The organism is Bacillus sp. FJAT-26390 (assembly GCF_001682865.1).
GTDB lineage: Bacteria > Bacillota > Bacilli > Paenibacillales > Paenibacillaceae > Pristimantibacillus.
Window position 1 is genome coordinate 1,096,673 of the sequence record NZ_MAQX01000011.1, and the last position, 18,587, is coordinate 1,115,259.

The 18,587-nt window shown below is 49.4% G+C and carries 16 protein-coding genes; 5 read left to right on the forward strand and 11 right to left on the reverse strand.

Features of this window, described 5'->3' with window-relative positions; genetic code table 11:
* Positions 1-11 precede the first annotated feature (11 nt).
* From rnhA to A7975_RS16475, 5 genes are all read right to left on the reverse strand, one after another.
* Positions 12-665 (reverse strand): ribonuclease H, encoded by a 654-nt coding sequence (rnhA, locus tag A7975_RS16455; protein WP_053372519.1) that lies wholly within the window; start codon positions 663-665, stop codon positions 12-14.
* A gap of 73 nt (positions 666-738) precedes the next feature.
* A complete protein-coding gene (locus tag A7975_RS16460; RefSeq protein ID WP_218061016.1) occupies positions 739-1,503 on the reverse strand; it encodes a methylenetetrahydrofolate reductase in 765 nt (254 codons plus the stop codon).
* A gap of 182 nt (positions 1,504-1,685) precedes the next feature.
* On the reverse strand, positions 1,686-2,825 hold the full coding sequence (locus A7975_RS16465) for a Ger(x)C family spore germination protein (protein ID WP_082198220.1): 1,140 nt from the start codon (positions 2,823-2,825) through the stop codon (positions 1,686-1,688).
* Positions 2,822-4,264, reverse strand: coding sequence for a spore germination protein (locus tag A7975_RS16470; protein ID WP_065385789.1), 1,443 nt, complete (start codon positions 4,262-4,264; stop codon positions 2,822-2,824). Before A7975_RS16470 ends, A7975_RS16465 begins: the two co-directional genes overlap by 4 nt.
* 5 nt (positions 4,265-4,269) lie before the next feature.
* The gene (locus tag A7975_RS16475; RefSeq protein ID WP_053372523.1) at positions 4,270-5,364 is read right to left on the reverse strand and encodes a GerAB/ArcD/ProY family transporter; all 1,095 of its coding nucleotides are present in this window, start codon (positions 5,362-5,364) and stop codon (positions 4,270-4,272) included.
* Positions 5,365-5,472: 108 nt separating this feature from the next.
* Here A7975_RS16475 and A7975_RS16480 point away from each other — a divergent pair, with 108 nt between their 5' ends.
* The gene (locus tag A7975_RS16480) at positions 5,473-5,682 is read left to right on the forward strand and encodes a hypothetical protein (protein ID WP_053372524.1); all 210 of its coding nucleotides are present in this window, start codon (positions 5,473-5,475) and stop codon (positions 5,680-5,682) included.
* A gap of 13 nt (positions 5,683-5,695) precedes the next feature.
* On the opposite strand, the gene A7975_RS16485 is transcribed toward A7975_RS16480, so the two are convergent.
* The gene (locus A7975_RS16485) at positions 5,696-6,910 is read right to left on the reverse strand and encodes a UTP--glucose-1-phosphate uridylyltransferase (RefSeq protein ID WP_065385790.1); all 1,215 of its coding nucleotides are present in this window, start codon (positions 6,908-6,910) and stop codon (positions 5,696-5,698) included.
* 15 nt (positions 6,911-6,925) lie between these two features.
* The gene (locus A7975_RS16490; RefSeq protein WP_065385931.1) at positions 6,926-7,822 is read right to left on the reverse strand and encodes a LysR family transcriptional regulator; all 897 of its coding nucleotides are present in this window, start codon (positions 7,820-7,822) and stop codon (positions 6,926-6,928) included.
* Positions 7,823-7,940: 118 nt separating this feature from the next.
* Here A7975_RS16490 and A7975_RS16495 point away from each other — a divergent pair, with 118 nt between their 5' ends.
* Positions 7,941-9,023 carry a branched-chain amino acid aminotransferase gene (locus A7975_RS16495; protein WP_141680312.1) on the forward strand — a complete coding sequence of 361 codons (1,083 nt, stop codon included), beginning with the start codon at positions 7,941-7,943 and terminating at the stop codon, positions 9,021-9,023.
* A 67-nt stretch (positions 9,024-9,090) separates the two neighbouring features.
* Here the strand turns inward: A7975_RS16495 and A7975_RS16500 are convergent, their stop codons facing one another.
* From A7975_RS16500 to A7975_RS16510, 3 genes are all read right to left on the reverse strand, one after another.
* Positions 9,091-9,297 (reverse strand): VOC family protein, encoded by a 207-nt coding sequence (locus A7975_RS16500; protein WP_065385791.1) that lies wholly within the window; start codon positions 9,295-9,297, stop codon positions 9,091-9,093.
* Between the two features lie 75 nt (positions 9,298-9,372).
* Complete coding sequence (locus A7975_RS16505; RefSeq protein ID WP_065385792.1) at positions 9,373-10,413, reverse strand: S-layer homology domain-containing protein; 1,041 nt, start codon at positions 10,411-10,413, stop codon at positions 9,373-9,375.
* A gap of 69 nt (positions 10,414-10,482) precedes the next feature.
* A complete protein-coding gene (locus A7975_RS16510) occupies positions 10,483-14,004 on the reverse strand; it encodes a LamG-like jellyroll fold domain-containing protein (RefSeq protein ID WP_176707740.1) in 3,522 nt (1,173 codons plus the stop codon).
* A gap of 308 nt (positions 14,005-14,312) precedes the next feature.
* Between A7975_RS16510 and A7975_RS16515 the strand changes: the two genes are divergently transcribed.
* From A7975_RS16515 to A7975_RS16525, 3 genes are all read left to right on the forward strand, one after another.
* Complete coding sequence (locus A7975_RS16515; RefSeq protein ID WP_065385794.1) at positions 14,313-15,287, forward strand: phosphotransferase; 975 nt, start codon at positions 14,313-14,315, stop codon at positions 15,285-15,287.
* A gap of 184 nt (positions 15,288-15,471) precedes the next feature.
* Entirely contained in the window at positions 15,472-15,753 is a 282-nt protein-coding gene (locus A7975_RS16520; RefSeq protein WP_053372531.1) for an ArsR/SmtB family transcription factor, read from the forward strand.
* 72 nt (positions 15,754-15,825) lie between these two features.
* Positions 15,826-17,031 carry an MFS transporter gene (locus tag A7975_RS16525; protein WP_053372532.1) on the forward strand — a complete coding sequence of 402 codons (1,206 nt, stop codon included), beginning with the start codon at positions 15,826-15,828 and terminating at the stop codon, positions 17,029-17,031.
* 167 nt (positions 17,032-17,198) lie between these two features.
* Here the strand turns inward: A7975_RS16525 and tyrS are convergent, their stop codons facing one another.
* The gene (tyrS, locus tag A7975_RS16530) at positions 17,199-18,488 is read right to left on the reverse strand and encodes a tyrosine--tRNA ligase (protein ID WP_053372533.1); all 1,290 of its coding nucleotides are present in this window, start codon (positions 18,486-18,488) and stop codon (positions 17,199-17,201) included.
* Between the last annotated feature and the right edge of the window lie 99 nt (positions 18,489-18,587).

Sequence of the window (18,587 nt, forward strand, 5' to 3'; positions counted from 1 at the left end):
GTTTACTGACCTTATTTCCGTCCGAAATCGGCTTTAATTTCTCCCCATTCCTCGGTATTCCATTTCAATACCTTATTGGAATAAGAATGGGTTTGCAGCCACTTTACCGCCTCATCCGTCAGCTCCCAGATTTTTGCGGTGGAAGCATCCCGTTTTAAAGTCGAGGCTACCTTCTTATTGCGAAGCCAGCTGAGCGCCGTCCGCGAATCGCTATATACGGTTCTTTCGCTGCCCTTCTCCTTCAAGTACGAAAGCGCGTGGACGATCGCAATAAACTCACCCAAGTTATTCGTTCCGTTAGCGATTGGACCGACGTAGAACAAGATTTCACCGGTCTGCGTATCCACGCCTTTGTATTCAACAGGGCCGGGATTGCCTCTGGTACCAACGTCGACGGAAATACTGTCATAATCGATAGAGGTTTCATCGCCAAACAGCACCGGCTGCTTGACGCTTGTACTCGTCTTGGCGGACGCCGAGCCGCCTCCTTGCCCCCAATGCTTCTGCCAGCCGTCCTTAAAGGCTGCGTCGGCGAGCGGCTTGCTCTCGAAGGATTTATACTTCGCGTCCTTCACGCCGCTAACCTGCGCTTGGCATTCCGGCCATGCGGCGAATACTCCCGTTTTTTTGCCTACCCAGACGACATAATATTTGCCTTTAGCCATTCTTTCAAATTACCACCTTTGTTATCGATCAAATAAGTTCGTTACTTGATGCATTTCCGCTTCATCGCATAATCTATTTTAGGCTATTCGTCAGCGCTTTACCAAATACGCCGTCAAAATAAGCACGCAAATCCACTTTAATCGGCATAAAATAAATATGGCTGTTCATTTGCTTCGTATAGGCTAAAGCTTTTTTCGAAAACTCCACGTTCCATTCCAGCGTAGGCTCAAAATCCTTAGGAAAAACGACATGGTTTCTAGTTTCCCAATACCGCTTGGAGGACTCCGCTACGACGGGAGAAACGCCCCAGAAAATGTCCGAGCCCGCAAGCATTTCGGAATACAGCTCCATAAAACGAAGGTCGAAGAAGGGCTGGGTGAAGAAGCCGTCGACTCCAGCGTTTAGCTTTTGCTGCACATATTCATATTCTTTGCGGATGCTGTTCCGATAAGGATCAATTGCGGAATAGATTTTCAGATGGGGATGCTCCCGCTTCAGCTTCGCAATCAAATCGATGCAGGTGGTCGGATAAACCGGCTGGCTGCTATTTTTAGGCGCGTCTCCCGTAACGATAAGCACCTCTGATAGTTGATGTGCATCTAAATATTCGATTAATGAAAAAGGTTCCCTTGCGTCAAAATCCATCGATCGTATATGGGGGATACAATCCTCATAGTAGCTCTTGGACAAGCTTGAGGCTTCCCAGCTTCTAAGCTCAAACCTCGTCAGATCGGGAATATTGATCGTATTGATGGACGGAAATTCGGCCTTCACGCATTGAAGCTCGGCTCTTAGTCCTTCGGAATCTCTCGGAACAAGCTCTAACGAAATTCTCACCGCATAGTCTCCTTGCTTCATATAATAGGAACAAAACCGATACCTATCGCCATTATAAAGAAATGTATAATAATACATATTATCGAATTTAAATTCAAATTTCCAATAAGATTAATGATCACACTCTATCATTATTGCTTATAAAGCACAAAAAAAGCCGGAATGCCCCAAACAGGTCCCGGCTAAGCAGTGAAATTCGTATGATCGATTCTGGTGTGCACTTCTAGTTCAAACTTAGCTTTGGGATAGATTTCCTGCCAATCATCCTTCATCTTACGCCAATATTTCGGATTTTTCCGATGTATTCTTTCGCCTATCCCAAGCAGATCGACCTTATTCTTCTGGGAAAACTGGAGAAACTTTTTGATGTCATTCGCGATATTTTCATTGAGCGCTTTCTCCCAGCGCGCTACCGCTGCTGGATCGATCTTCGTATCCCGGCATTGCACGCTCGTTAAATTTAAATCTGCATAAATTTCAATTCTTATATTCGGCTTGAGCTGCTGATCCACATTCGTATGGACCACAGCCCGGTTGCTAATATTTTCGAAGGAAAGCATCTGCTTCGGTCCACAGGCTACTGCTTCGGATGAACCGGTCATCTTGCCCGCGGCGCGTAGGTAGCCTTTTGTTTCCTGCGAACGCATGAACCCGATGAGGCGGCTACCCCTAAAAGCAAATAGCCCCTTCGTTTGAAGCAGTTGAAGCTTATTGTCGACTTGATCCCTTACGACCTCTATCGATGGGATGCTGATGTCCTTGTATTTGTTGATTAATTCTTTATACACGTCAATTAAAGTCGTTTGCTCCGTCAATGCCGTCGTCAGCCCCCCCTCGGATAACCCCCGTAAAGCTTGGGAGGAAATGGATACGTTTGGCATCGATACCTTTAATGCTTGATACGCTTTGCCTTCTTTGGCATACACCAATGTGGAGTTCCGAAATTGCCTTAATCGCCGAATGTCCTCTAGCTGCGTATCGAGTCCGCGCCTGGCTAGGTCCGCACTGAATATAATTGCGGTCGTATGCCCCCAAAGCAGCGTTCGATCTGATTTCGCTCTCATGAGACGCGCCGCCTCGAACAAGCTTCTGCCCTCTGAGGTTAGGAAAAACGTCCTCTCCTGCATCCCTTTTGGCTGCTGTCCGCCAGTCGTCAGCTTCGCGATTTCAGCGGTTACTTTAACGCCGCCATTTTCTCCCTCGTCAATGGCAACCGAGTGCACAATGTGGAGCTCATTGAGCTCCATGCTTCCTTTGCAGCCCGTAATCATGAAACAAACCGCGATCATTGCAGCAGCCAACCCTTTTCTTATACGCATCATGACTTCCCCGAGAATCGCCTTTTATGGATGGACCGGAACAAGCTGGGCCGCTTGCTGTCACTTGGGATCGGACGGCGCAAAACAACATCCGTTAATTCATCAAAGTGCATGGGGGCTGCTGGTCCAAGGTAAGGAACGCCAAAGGAACGTAGAGAGGCGAGATACGTCATAAGCATAATGATGCCGACCATAACGCCGACATAACCAAGCAGCGAGGCTAGCAACGTCATGCCGAACTGAAGCATCCGAATGACATAGTTAATCGCGGTAGGAGGCAGCGTAAACGTACAGATTCCCGTTAAAGCCGCGACGATTACCATGATTGGCGATACGATCCCGGCCGCTACGGCTGCTTGTCCCAATATGAGCGCGCCCACAATGCTGACGGCTTGTCCGACCTGCTTCGGCATTCGAATGCCCGCTTCGCGCATAATTTCGAAAGCGACCATCATCATGAAGCTTTCCACTACTGCCGGGAAGGGAACCGGCTCCTTCGCAGAAGCGATGCTTTGAAGCAAGGTGGTCGGAACCAGCTCATGGTGGAACGTAACCGTTGCCACATAAAAAGCCGGAAGAAGCATCCCTATCAGCCCGCTGAAGAGCCGGATTAAGCGCATGACCGAGCCGATATAGTAGTTCCACGCGTAATCCTCGCTGACTTGAAACGCCTGCATAAAGACGAATGGCAGCAGGAGCACAAAGGGTGTCCCTTGCACAAGGACCGCTATCCTTCCGTCAAGCAGCGCTCCAATGACCCGGTCGGGCCTCTCCGTCGATTCAATTAACGGAAACAATGTACCGCGGTTATCGGTAATCCATTCCTCCAAATAGTTGCCTTCAAGTATCACGTCCGCCGGTATTTCACCGATTCTTTGATGGACCTCTTTCAGGAGGGCCGGATTCGTAATTCCGCCGACTGACAATATAATGATATTCGTCTTGCTTAAATAGCCTACCTTGCGATATTCAGTCTTTAATTTAGGCGAAGCAAAATGATAGCGAACCAAGGCAAGATTGTTGGATAACGATTCTGTAAAACCGCTTCTTGGGCCTTTCACGACAGCTTCGGTAACCGGTTCGTCTACGCTGCGCAGCTGTACGCCCAGCGTATCGATCGCGACTGCGCGTCCATCTGAGCCCGTGCCAATAAACAGCACAGACATGCCTGACACAAGGCAGTCCGCAGCATCCTCGATCGTCGCAATCTTCTCGTCCGCTTGGAAAACAGACAGCATGTTTTTGTCTTCATTATATTGTTCCAGCATAAGGTCGAGCTTCCTCGTATCCGTCATTCCCGCAAGATAACATACCGTTACCGTTTGATCTGAACCGATTGCGGAATCAACCATCACGAGATCGTCCGAGAACTGCAAACATTCCTCGAGCAATCGTTTATTATCCGGTACATTGTCCGAGAGCCTGGTTTTGTTGTTCTCCATGGCGTTCACCTGCTTTTTGTCGTATTCTCTTTAATCCATGCGATGAATAGCAGCACGAGGGGAATGAACAATTGGAACATGACAAAATACCAAGCCTGACTGTCATAAAAAGCGGATAGCTCGATAAGACCCCAAACCTTGTACTTAGAGATTATGACAAAACAAATAGCCAGCGGAATAATAAGCATCCGAGGCCGCCGAAGCCGCAGCAAATCTGAAAGGCCACGTAGCGCGGACCAGAAGTACACCGTTATTTTGATAAAAGAGCTCATCACCCATACGACTACCAATGCCGCATCGAAGCGTTCAATGTTGCGAAATAGTCTTATATTTTGTATAAGACCTATGCTTGGGTAGGTAAAGGTTGCCGTCGTTTGACCGCCAAACAGCAGCGTACAGGAGAGCACCGACAGCAAAAGCAGCAAAAAGGTTATGCCAACAGCGCCCATTGCATAGGCTGTCGTGCGCTTTGTCTGGCGCACATGCTGAAAGACCATAGAAATAAACATCAAGTCGCCAAACCAAGACGTCGCTAGCATAAGCCCCTTCATCGGCTGAATTAGTCCATTTTCGAGTATGGGAAGCAAATATTCTGGGTGATATTGATTGATCAGCATCAGATAGATCGCCAAAAAAGTGGTCACCGTTACAAAAAATATAATTTCCGATACACGCGCAAACACTTCAAGGCCATGATAAACCGCATATGCGCACATAATTGCGCCAGCAGCCAAGTACCAGACCTGCGGGATGACAGGATTTAACGCGATAATAAAAAACTGAGAAAACTCGCGCAATACCCATGAAGTTAAGTCCATGAAATAACAGACAAATAAAAATGCAAGAAATCCTCCAAACCAAGGACCAAGTAAATGCGTGCAAATGGTGATCATATTTTTTTTCGGATATATCTGATGGAGCTTCAATAGTACAAAGAGATTGATAACTCCCATTATTCCTCCCAGGATGACTAAGTACCAGGAGTTTCGTTCGGCATAATGGGCAAAAGTTGCAGGAGCGTACAGACTTGAGGTTCCGATCGTAGAAATGACGATTAAAGCCATCATTTGAAAATTGCTAATCATGATACGGCGTTCCATAACGAACCTCCCTTACCGATCCTTTCATTATGCGCAGCAATTGGCAATCTATGCATCGCATAATGGAGTGGCAAGCGAGGGATCCTAATTCAGGAGGGAGGTGCCTGCTTGAAAGCTTATCTATGTACATATGCCATTTCGGGCATTTGGCTGCTTATTGTCTTTTCCTTTTTGTCAGACTACCATTGGTATCAGCTGATAGCAGCCGGAACATGGGGATTTGTACTGGTGAATGCCGTTACGTTGTTGCCTGTTATTCTATGTTTGTTTATTGCTGATCGGCTCCAGCCTGCCAAGAAGGAGAGCAAGCCGCAATAAAGCGAAAGCGCAGCTAGATGTTTTTGGCTTGCGGCCAGGGCTGATGCTGTGCGAGCACGAGCTCTCGCGCGCTTTGCGGGCTGTCCGCTCCGTCTTTATTTTTCACCGGGGCAAACTCATCTTCACGTTTTGCTTTAAGCACGGTCAACTGATCCGCATACGTAAAAAAATCAAAAATAAACCGTTCCAGCTTATACGCGTTATTTTTGGAGGCGACATGCAGCGGGAGCTCCGCTCCGGCATGCTTTTCAATAAAACGAAACTTAAATAAATGAATGGAAATATGCCCAAGGTTGTAAAACAACCGTCCGTCCTTCGTTCTCGCTTCGTTTATTTCATCTGGAATCTCGTTATATTCCAATACAGCCGGACGACCGTTATTCAAGCAAACGATTCCGATCTTCTCATCCGCATTTGTCTTCTCGATCACCTTTGTTGCAATCGGATGGTTATGCGTGGAAGCAACGCCGATAAAAGCGGGGTCAGCCACCTTAATAAGCGCGTTATCCACGTTATAATAAAACAGCCATTCTAAGCCTCTGTGCTTCATATCGGCTATTGCGCCGGACCGCTCTAACGAAGCGAAGCACTCGCCATGGCCGCTGGGCAGTTGTTCAAGGGCGCCATCGGCCGTTACTAGCAGCTTGCCTTCAAAATCAAGCGCAGGCATCGTCTTTTGCTGGAAGAAAAAACAGTCCGCCGCCGGATAACCGAAAAAATGATGCTTTTGAAAAAAAGATACCGTTGCTTCATGATTGTCTGGGCTCGTCATAATATACCAAGGAACCAAATGGCCTGCTCGCTTAGATAGGTTTAGCAGCCTTTCCGCTTGAAGCTGGAATAAGGACTTGCCGGATGGAAGCCCGATATCAAACGTTCCTTTTGGCCCGTCATGGCCTAGCCTGCTGCCTTGGCCGCCAGCGACGACGATCGCGCCAACTTTCCCGTTACGCAAAAGCTCCCATCCGCGCTTCGTAAACACGCGCTGCTCCCCTTCATCGTAACTGTCCCAGTCCTCAAACGGGATTGGCGTTACGTTAGCTGTGCTAGATTTATTGGAATCGTTATGCTCGGCCAGCGCTTGGAACAGCCGCTCGAAATCGATCTGCTCCACTTGCGCGATTAGCTTCTGCTTAGCCGGCTCGGGCAAATTTTTGAGAACCTTTAGGACATGCTCTTGCTTATAGGCGCGAAGCCTCGCTTCAACCAGTCGCATATTCGTTTTCATTGGCAAACCCTCCCTTCACAGATCCGAGCGGAAGCTCTCAATAAACAGCTGAGCGCGCTTGGGCAAATAATGGTCTCTCAACCAAAGGATGCCGACTTCGGACTGAAAATCCGCATCCTCGATATCAAGCATTTTGACGACGGTCGTTGGAAAAGAGGACATGACCGACTTCGGGAACACGGTCGCGCCGATTCCTCCGGCAATTAGCGACATAATAATCGCAACGCTGGAGCATTCGCATATAATATTAGGCACGAACCCATGCCTTTTGCATTCATTTACGACCTGTTCATGCATGCGCGTCGTCTTGTCCGTCTTAAGCGTAAGAAACGGAAACTGGGCTAGATCCTTCATGCACAGCGCTTCCTTGCTTGAGTAGTCTGTCCACGAGCTGGGAATGACGGCAACAAACGGATCGGATGGCAGCTTTAAAATGGTATATTGCTGCGGATGCTTCTGCGCCTCAAACGGCAGCCTGGCGACAACCAAATCAATAGCCCGTTTCTCGAGCTGCTCGCCTAAGTAGAAATGGTCTCCTTCCGATATTTTAAACGTAACCTGGGGATACCTTTCTCTGAACAGCTCAATCCGCTTGGGCAGCAAGGAAATGCAGGACACAACCGACCCGATCGACAGCACGCCGCGAATGCCCTCCTCCATTCCTTTCACTTCCCGGAGGGATTCATCGAATTGAAGGAGCAGCGATTCGGCCTTGTGCTTCAGCAGCTCTCCCGAGTCGGTGAGAATAAGCCCCTTGCCATTGCGCTCAAAGAGCTTAACGCCAAGCTCCTCCTCCATCAGCTTCAATTGCCTGCTCAGGGGAGGCTGTTCCATATTCAGCAATTTAGCAGCGCGCGTAACCTGTCCTTCTTGTGCTATAGTTAAGAAGTATTTCAACTGCCGCATGTCCAATACGTTCACTCCGTTCATCTATACCTTTAAGGTATGGACATTCAATAAAATAGATATTTTAAATATATCGCATGAAGTGTTAGCATTCAATTAATGATCATTAAGGGAGATGGGCCATTTGCTTCAATCATTGGAAATCGAACTAACCACAAACAAGAAACAACAACCAGCAGCGGATCAGCTCGGATTCGGCAACCATTTTACGGATCATATGTTTATTATGGACTATTCGACGGACAAAGGCTGGCATAAACCGCGTATTTTGCCTTATCAGCCGATCGTATTAGATCCTGCGGCAAAAGTATTTCATTATGGACAAACGATCTTTGAAGGCTTGAAAGCGTATAAAACCGACGACGGCCGCGTACTGCTGTTCAGACCTCAAAAAAACATACAAAGAATGAACCGCTCCAACGAGCGCCTTAGCGTACCTGAGCTTGATGTCGATACCGCCATTGAAGCTTTGAAGCAGCTGATTGCCATCGATAAGGATTGGATTCCGAATGCGCCAAGCACGTCGCTGTACATCCGTCCGTTCATCATTGCAACGCAAGCACAGCTTGGCGTGGCGCCGTCCACGCACTACCAATTCATCATCATCATGTCGCCTGTAGGCGCGTATTACACCGAGGGCGTAAACCCGGTTAAAATCTTCGTTGAGTCGGAGTATGTTCGTTCCGTCAAGGGCGGCGTAGGCGAAGCGAAGACGGCAGGCAACTATGCGGCTGGCCTAAAGGCGCAGGAGCTGGCTACGTTAAAAGGCTATTCCCAGGTGCTATGGCTCGATGGCGTGCACCGCAAATACATTGAGGAAGTCGGCAGCATGAACGTCTTCTTCAAAATGAACGGCGTCGTATATACGCCAGCGCTTACTGGCAGTATTTTGGACGGGATTACGCGCAACTCCATCATTCAATTGCTTCGCCACTGGAATATCGAGGTTGTGGAGCGCCAAATTACGATTGAAGAGCTTTATGAAGCTGGCCGCAGCGGCGCGCTGGAAGAAGCTTTCGGAACGGGAACAGCAGCCGTTATTTCGCCAATCGGCGAATTGAATTGGCAGGACGACGTTCTGGTCATCAATGAAGGCCAAACTGGCGAGCTTTCCAAAAAGCTCTACGATACGCTGACAGGCATTCAAATGGGCAAGCTCGAAGATCCGTTTGGCTGGATGGTCGAAGCGACTGCCGTTAATGTCTAACCTAGCAATAAAAGGCTGCCGATTATGATCGGCAGCCTTTTTTCTCGTATATATCCAGCTCTGGCTGCTATCCGCCCGGTGTGCCATCCATTCCGCCAAACGCAAAATGATAGCCATCCGGGTCCTCGATCACGAATTCCTTCCATGGTCCACCATCTGCATAGATGAGCGGCTCCACGGAGATAATTGCGCCTTTGCTGCGAAATTCCTCGTATAGGGAAACCAATTGATCAGAAACCATTAATACAGTGAGCGAACTAAGCTTATTAGACATAAGTTACTCTACTCCTTTGTTCAAATAACGTTCATTGCCTATATTCGCCCACTGAAATGAATTTCCTTTTTATGACTATTTATTCAAATGGTCGATAAGTGAGAGGATCATCGTAACGGCTTCGGAGCGGGTTGCATGCGCTGCTGGCTCAAAACGGTTATTTCCACTGCCCTTAACTAATCCAAGCTTCGCAGCTTGATCTACTGCGGGTTTTGCCCATGCGGCAATTCGCGCCTCATCGGCAAACGCCGGCACAGATGCAGCATCCAAGCTGTCACCGGATGCGCGCATGATCATGACCGCCATTTCCTCCCGCGTAATCAATCGCTCCGAACGGAAGGTTCCATCCTCATAGCCGGTAATGATTCCCGTCCGCGATGCTGATTCAATGAACGGCCTCGCCCAAGCCGGGAACTGCCCCGCATCCTTATATCCTGCTGAGCCAGCCGGGTCGAGACCAGCATCGAGCGCCCGCATGAGCATAGCTGCAAATTGGGCACGCGTTACCTGGGCATTCGGCTGGAAAGCCCCGTTCTCATAGCCATTGACGATTGTAAGCGACGCTGCGCGGTTAATGGCTGCTTCTGCCCAGTGCCCTTTCGTATCTTTAAAGGCAATGGCCGATGCGGACGCAACCTGAACAAACGTGCGTGCTGCATTTTTCAGCTGCACGGGTATAACCTCACTGTCTACAAGCTTCGCTTCTGCGATTTCGATTGCCGCAACGCCATTTGCTTTGCCCTCGAATACGAAGGTTGCGATATCGGCAGTGCCGTTCTCGCCCTTTGTCGATGCGCCAATCTTCGTGTGGGCAAATGTAATGACGCCATTTTTATGGTCAGGGGTGACGGGCATGCCCTTCCATTTTGCGGCTGCGCTTTTAAACTTCAGCTTCGCTTCGTTATATTTGAGCTTGAGTTCAAAGCCGTACAAATCCTTTAATTGCTCGCCCTTCACAACAATGCTGATCTCTTGGCCTACCGCAGCTTCTTTGGTTTCCAGCCTTAGTGTCAGCTTAGGCTTGACCGTATCCAAAGCCGCAGCTTTGGCGCTTGGCAGGATCGATACGCATAGGGAGAAGCATAACACGGTAAGCAGCGTTTTCCATTTCCTCATAAGAACCATCCTTCTTAGGCAGGTCTCTAGGGCGGTTTAATCGTTAACCGCCCTCATCCCTATTTGCTTTTATGCGTTCCAATTCAAAATTAATTTAGCCATCTGCGTGAGATCCACAATATCGATGACCTTATCGCCGTTCAAATCGCCGAATTTCACCGACTCCCAGTTGCTGTCGCCTTCCTTCGCTCCGTACGCTTTCACGATCATCGCCAAATCGACGATGCTAATCTTATCATCATGATTGTTGTCGCCAATAAGGCTGGTCACCTCAATGGCATGAGAAGCGCCTGCAATCGCATGTTCATCCAAGCTGTCTGACACTTCTGCTTTCTTAACCTTGACAAACGTTTGACCGGCTGAGACTCCCGTCTTCACTTGGAACGAGAGCTTCATCCAGTCCCCGTTCACGCTCGTCTGCGCTTCATTCAGATGAACGGCAAGCAGCCTTAGCTGACCGTTCGTATCCTTGATTTCAGGAATAACGAACTGGTTTTCGTGCAAAGAAACAGCCGATACGAAGGCTAGCTTTGCTGGATCATACTCGATTGTGATGTCCTGTGCCATCACCGTGCCCGCTACGTTCTCTAACCCGTAAGTCAGCTCGACGGAGCCTCCAGCAGCCGCCTTCGCATCCCCTTTCAAGGAAGCCTTCTCTAGCTGCTTTTCAACTTCCGTGCCTGTAAAATCAATCTCGCTCATGCTCGTGAATGTAGCAGCCGTGTTATAAGTGCTCTTCACGACAAATTTGATATATCTGCCACTAATCGTTTTGTTTAGCGGCGTAAAGTCTTTGTACGTGCTGCCTGTCCATGTTTTGCCGAAGATGCTGGTCGCTTTGTTGGCATCATTCGCAAGGAAAGCCTCATCGCTCAAATCAGCTAAATTATCGGATGCATAAACTTCAAATTCCTTCGGAAATTCCGACGCCGTTTGATTCATTCGGCTCGTTCGCTGAATGCCGCTCAAGCTAAGGCTGTTCTTGGCATCCATAATGACCCAATGCGGGAAGTTCGACGCGGGAGCCTCCCATTTGGAATGCCAAATGGTCGATGGGTCTCCATCAAGCATATTCCGTGCAAAAGCATCTTCATTATCCGCATACGAGCTGAAGGCCTCGATTGTAAAATTTGATTTTGGAATGAAGGTGTACGTCACGGAATCTTTGGCAGCCTCTAGTGCCAGCAATAGATTGACGTAAGCTTCGTCTATTTCGTTAACTGGGCTGCTCGCTGTCAAAGCGGCTGCCACGTTGAAAGCTGCGCGAAGCTCGCCAAGCTTAGCAGCAGAATAAGTGACTCCCGTCACCGTGCTGCTGGAAGCATCAAATGCTGCCGCTTCACTCTGAAGCACAGCCAATTGCTCATACGTATACGCCGGGACCATTTTGTAGGAGTCGGATAGCGCCTTGATCTCGGTTGCAGAGAGCGTCCGCTTCCAAATTTTCAAATCGTCCATCGTGACGTTCGCGCCGCCATTGCCCTTGTTGCCGTCCGCGCCGATTATCGTGTTAAAGGCAGTATCGACGCCGCTCGTACCTAGTGCAGCCATCTCCTTCGATGATTTCTCCACGCCATCCACGTACACCTTGCCTACTTGGTTTGCGCGATCGACAGTGACCGTGAACAAATGCCATTCGTTGCCCACGCTGCCCGCCGATGTGTCCATTCGGTTGTTGCCATCCGCAATGTTAAGCGTCATCGCATTAGCCACAGCAGGGCCGATATACCAGCCTGCGTTTTTGCCGCTGTTCCAGTTTTTGTTAGAGATAATCGTCTGATCGCCGGATAAATTGCCTGTTTGCCAGAATGACACCGTAAAGCTGCCACTGCCAAACTTCAGGTCGCTGCGGTTGCCAAGATCGATATAATTTCCATTGCCTGCCGGTATATAAGCAGCTTTATTTGATTTTCCTTCCACGTACGTCACGCTGCCGACCGATATTGCCGACCCCGTTGCTCCGCTTGCAGCATCGCTCAAGTTGCCGTCGAAGCTCATATCGACGACAAGGTCCTTCCACATCGTCTCGGGATCGATCGGCGTCAGCTCCGGCGCCGTGCCGCCCGTTCGAAACGACTGCTGAATCGCGGACGATTTGTTGCCATAGCTATCTACCGCAGTAACGTTTGCTGTATAGTTCGTTTGCGGATCTAATCCGTCGAGCGGGATGCTCATCATGCTTGGAATCGGCGAGAAAAAATAGTCAGCGAACACATTAACCGATTTCGCAGCCGCACCCGTCCGCTTGTTGATGATTGTTACCTCGTAATGATGCATGTTCTGGTCATCCTTCGCTTGATTGAAGGATAACTTCGGAATATTATCCAGATCCGACACTTTCAGGTCCGGCTCGGCAGGGAACTTCGGAGCCACCTTATTGCGGTTGGCGGCGGTGTATTTGAAGTTGCTCTTAATCTCCTCATTCGTGTTGCCCTTCAGCTCAATGACCCATTTGTTGCCCGCGATCGTGCCAACGCTGTTGAAAGGCGGAACGGGAGTCCAATTGTCCATAATATCAGCCGGATCCGCGTTGAATGCGATTCTGTCTACTTCAATCCGGTCCGCATACACTTCGATAAAATCAGCCTGAGACACAGGAAACTCAAAACGGCTGACAAGTCCTTTGTTCGTGACGGCGGAATAACCATGCTCCGCTTCAATGTAAGACATCGAGCCCAAATTCAAAGCCGTGTAATCCTTCTGAGAAATGGACCGCTCATCGCTATTCGTCAGATGGGAGTGCCCTGACAGCGTAATGACCTGCGGGTAGCCTGCCAAGTCACTGTTCAGGTTCGGATTGGATGCTTGCTGTCCATCCATGACCGTACCTGTGATGGGCTGATGGATGCCCACAAATATCGGTTTGTTTTTGCTGAGCGGATCAGCCGTAATGTCAGCCAATCTGCCCTTCAGCCAGTTCCGCTGGCCGGTATCCGAATTGTAGTTGTTGCCATTCAAAAAGAAGAAATAATAGCCGCCGATCTGCGTTTCATAATAACCGTTGGACTGCGCCGTAAACCACTCCGCCGGATAATGTTCGTTTACCTTCGCGACTGTCGCATCATGGTTGCCCATCGCAACATGCATTTTCGTATCGGTCATGTTTTTTCTAGCCAGGTTGGCTTGGAAAATTTCCCGCACCATTTGGTGGTCATTCGGCTTGTCGCCCCCGTTGTCATTGATCATGTCGCCCACGACCAATAGGGCATCAGGGTTTGGGAAGATGGATGCAATCGTATCGAAATAGCTTTCATATCTCGGATCACCCGTCGTGCGCGAGCCCACATGAACGTCTGACATCGCTACGAATTGCAGCAGCGGCTTATCAGCCGTTTTGATCAAATAACCGAACGCTACAGCCTTGCTTGCCACGCCGTCCTTCATTGCGATCGCGCTTAGGTTTGTCGTCTTGGCAATCGTGATAGGCAGGTTGTCCGCTTTCAAGCTTTTATCGCTCGGCTGCGTCCCGTCCAGCGTATAGTAAATGCTCGCATCATTCGTAGAGGTGCTCAGCACAACCTCTACCGCAGCCTCATAGCGACCTCCAGCAACGGAAGCCACGGGTGCTTGTACAGCATCAGCCGCGCTCACAGGCCGCATGAACCAATTTGCGTTTGAGCATAAAACAGCAATGATGATAATTAGGGCTAGACTTCTTTTCCATTAAAAAACAACTAAATCACTCCTCTTTAATACTAGTTTTATGTGTATTATATATGTTTTAATTGGTTGTTTTGTTTGATGAGCGTTATAATCGCGTATGGTTATTGTAAATAAAGGGATAGACGACCAAGCGCGAAGTAAAAAACAATTATAGCCATTATTTCTATCTCTTTCTGTGCTGGATTCGGATAGGATAGATTTAGATAACGAGAATACGAATTGAGGATGATTACGATATGCTCTCTCCTACTGCGGTACATACTGTTTTTCACAAGGATGAGCTTTTTGCGGCAATGGCCTTGCTATATGATATAGGCACGCCGCTCAAGAGCCGGTTCGTTTCCAATGGATTAAATGATACGTATGCGGTCGACACGGATACCGGAAAATATGTGCTGCGGATTTACAAGCACAACTGGCGAACCGAATCGGACATTCTCTTCGAGCTGGATCTGCTTGATTTCTTGAAGGGCTGCGACCTACCGGTTTCCCACCCGATCGCAAGGCGTGACGGCGGATGGCTGACGGAGCTTGACGCCCCAGAGGGCGTGCGGTACGCTGCGCTATTCAGTTACGCATATGGAACGGGCAAGGTCGATTTGGAGACCAGCAGAACCTATGGGCGCGCGATCGCTGAGCTTCATGGGGCTATGGACCGCTATGAGCCCCGGCACAAACGCTTTGAGCTTGGTGCCAAGCATCTGCTCGATGAGCCGCTCGCGCAGCTGCTCCCGTTTTTGCAGCATCGCCCGGATGACATTAAGCTTGTGGAAGATATTGCGGGCCGTCTGAGCAAGCATCTGGCTTCAGCCGCGGACGGGGCATATGACTGGGGAGTATGCCACGGAGATTTGCATGGGTGGAATGTGTTTCACACGGAAGACGGCGGCCTGACACACTTTGATTTTGACTGCTGCGGGATCGGCTGGCGATCCTATGATCTGTCTGTTTATTTGTGGGATCTTGTTCACGGCAAAGAAGATGGCTTTAAGCATGAATGCTGGGATGCTTTCATCGAAGCCTATATGGCGGAACGCCCTTTAAGCCAGCAGGATCTGGCGCTTATTCCGGTGTTCGTTGCCGTCAGGCAGCTGTGGTTGATTGGGCTCCATACGGGGCGCAGCGGCATTTGGGGAGCATGGCAGGATGACGGTTATTTTGACGGAAAGCTAAAGTTTTTATCTGCTTGGGTTCAGGCCCATGAGCTGTAGTCACATGGAGGAGAGGGGCTGCACGCAGCCTCTTTTTTTTGCTAAAAAATTGCGAGTCGTTTATGGGGAGTAAAAAAGAAAATCACCATTGCGCTCATTTTTCCTGTTTACATTATAAAAAAGGTATGCTATCTTATTTCTACACATATAGAAATAACAACTACTGGAAAAAGGTGAAGTCACTATGGTAGAAGACCTTGCGGACGTCCGTCAAGCTGTCAAAGTATACAAAGCGCTCGGTGAGCCAACCAGGCTGAAAATAGCTCTGCTTCTGACGGAGGAGAAAAATTTGTGCTGCTCCGATATTGGCACTAAGCTGGAATCCGTTGCCGGCTCTACACTCTCCCATCACTTGAAGCAATTGACGGAATGCGGATTGCTCAATCTCCGCAAGGACGGAACGTATATCTACTACAGCGTGAACCGCGAAATGGCGAAGAAGTACGCGCCATATTTGTTGGAGTAATTTTTTTTAGGGTCTATTTCTATATATTTAGAAATATAAAAACAGTGGAGTGGAGAGAGGAGCTTTATAGGTATGTCGAATACGTGGAAAATATACATGCTGGCTATTATCAGCTTTCTGGTCGGGACATCCGAATTTATCATTGCAGGCATATTGGATAAGGTCGCCGCAGATGTTGGCGTTACCGTCTCAGCTGCCGGCCAATTGATTACCGTTTTTTCGCTGGCTTATGCTTTTGGCACGCCTATTCTTATGGCTTTAACCGCACGCATGGAGCGCCGCCGGCTGCTATTGTACGCCCTTGGCGTATTTGCAGTAGGCAATTTAATTGCCGTTGCTTTGCCTGGGTTTGAATTTTTAATCGTTTCAAGAGTTGTCCTCGCTGTCAGCACCGGGGTGTTCGTCGTAACCGCTCTAACCGTCGCTTCGAAGTTAGCTCCTGCCGGCAAACAAGGAAGTGCTATCGCAACGCTTGTGATGGGCTTCAGCACGGCTCTTATCGTTGGCGTTCCCCTTGGCAGGGTTGCTGCATCCGTTTATGATTGGCCGCTTATCTTCGGAGCGATCGGCATACTCGGTCTGCTCGCCATGCTTTTAATATTGGTTACTATCCCGCAATCCGATGGCGAGGAGCCTATTCCGCTTCGTGAACAGATCGCCTTGTTGAAACAGCCCAAAATCGCGATCGGCTTGACGATTACCTTCTTATGGATTGGCGGGTACTCCATCGTTTACACGTATATATCACCATTTTTGCTTACGGTGACAAAGCTGACCGAACAAGGCGTGAGCGCAGCGTTATTCGCCTTCGGAATCGCGAGCCTGATTGGCTCCAAGCTCGGCGGCTACAGCACCGATAGATGGGGAGCTCCTCGCACCCTAGTTACCGGCATGCTGTTCCACACGGTTGCGCTTGTTCTGCTTTCGCTGGCAGGCCAATCGCCTGTCATCGTATTCCCTTTGCTGATGTTTTGGGCATTCACCGCTTGGTCCTCTGGTCCAACTCAGCAGTTTCACTTAATGTCGCTTGCCCCTGGAGCCTCCGGCATTATGCTCAGCCTGAATACCTCCGTGCTGCAGCTAGGCATGGCTGCGGGCGCCGGACTTGGCGGCGTCATCGTCGAGCAAGCATCGCTTACCTCAATCAGCTGGATTGGAGCAACCGGCGTTATTCTCGCAGCAGCCATTGCCGCAACAACCTTCAGTATCTCCCACTCGCGCACTCGGCGTGAGGCATTGAAGAGCGGCTTAGTAAAAACAGGTACGTTAGTTGAGTGAAAAAAACGCCTCCATCCCCACAGCTACAGTGGGTTTGGAGGCGTTTTTCCGTATAGATTTGGGGCTCGTACAATTCCTTATGCGCGTTTGGGACAGCTTATGCTGCGGTGCGCTTTAGGCGATTGTCTCTCGCTCAGGCAGCAGGCGTATTGCGGTTGACTTCAAAACTATTCGAAGCGAATGAGGAAATAATTTTTCTTCCCGCGACGCAGGACGACGAATTTGCCATACAGTCTTTGCTCTCTGCCGACAACGCCCTCAGCGTCCGTTTGCTTCGCTCCATTAATCGAGATCGAGCCGCTCGTAATGTCCTGCTTCGCTTGGCGGCGGGACGGCGCAGCGCCTGATTCAATCAGCAGATCCATAAGCGTGATCTCTTCTCTATTCGTCAGCACCGTTGTAGGCATGTCCTGCAGCGCTTCGATAAGCTCCGCTTCGCTCAGTTGATTCACATCGCCCGAGAAGAATGCCTGCGTAATTTTCTCTGCGCTCTCCAGCGCCTCTTGGCCGTGAACCAGGCGTGTGATTTCGCGAGCAAGCTCCCGCTGGGCAACACGTTTCTCCGGAGCAGCCTGAAGTTCGCTCTCCAGCGCCTCGATCTCAGCGCGGGACAGGAAGGTGAAATATTTCAAAAACTTAATCGTGTCGCTGTCTTCCGTATTGATCCAAAATTGATAGAACTGATAGGCGGACGTCTTCGAGCGATCGAGCCAGATTGCGCCGGATTCGGATTTGCCGAACTTTTTGCCATCGCTTTTGGTAACGAGCGGCATCGTCATTCCGTATGCGTCTTTGCCGCCCATTTTGCCGATTAGGTCAAGGCCTGCCGTAATGTTGCCCCATTGGTCGCTGCCGCCAATCTGCAGGGAACAGTTATGCTCTTGATGCAGCTTGTGGAAGTCGTAGGCTTGCAAAATCATATAGCTGAACTCGGTGAAGGAAATGCCCGATGACAAGCGTGAATCGACGGAATCCTTCGCTAGCATGTAGTTGACCGTAAAGTTTTTGCCTACGTCCCGCAGAAACGTAATAACATCCAGCGGTGCAATCCAGTCGTAATTGCTTACGAGCTTAGCCGAATTTTCCTGAGCTTCAAAATCAAGAAAACGAGACAGCTGACGCTTCAAGCTATCCGTCCATTGTGACACCGTCTCCGACGTGTTAAGCGACCGCTCCGTTGAGCGTCCGCTCGGATCGCCAATCAATCCCGTTCCACCGCCGACCAGCGCGAGCGGGATATGGCCCGCTTGTTGAAAGCGGCGCAAGCATAGAATCGGAAGCAGGCTTCCGATATGGAGGCTATCTGCTGTCGGATCGAATCCGCAGTAAAGCACAACGCGCTCGCTAGTAAGCTTCTTATGTAATTCCTCGCGGTTGGTGAATTGCTGTACCAGCCCTCGGTACTCCAAGTCTGCCAAAAGATCATCGTGATTGATTGCTATTGCTTCATTCGTCATTTCATTCTCTCCTCTGTTGTTTCTTATATTTTACGTCTAATTCGGCATTTTTAAAAGAAGCGTGTTGTCCTGCGTTTAGGTTTTAGCAGTATTTAGCTA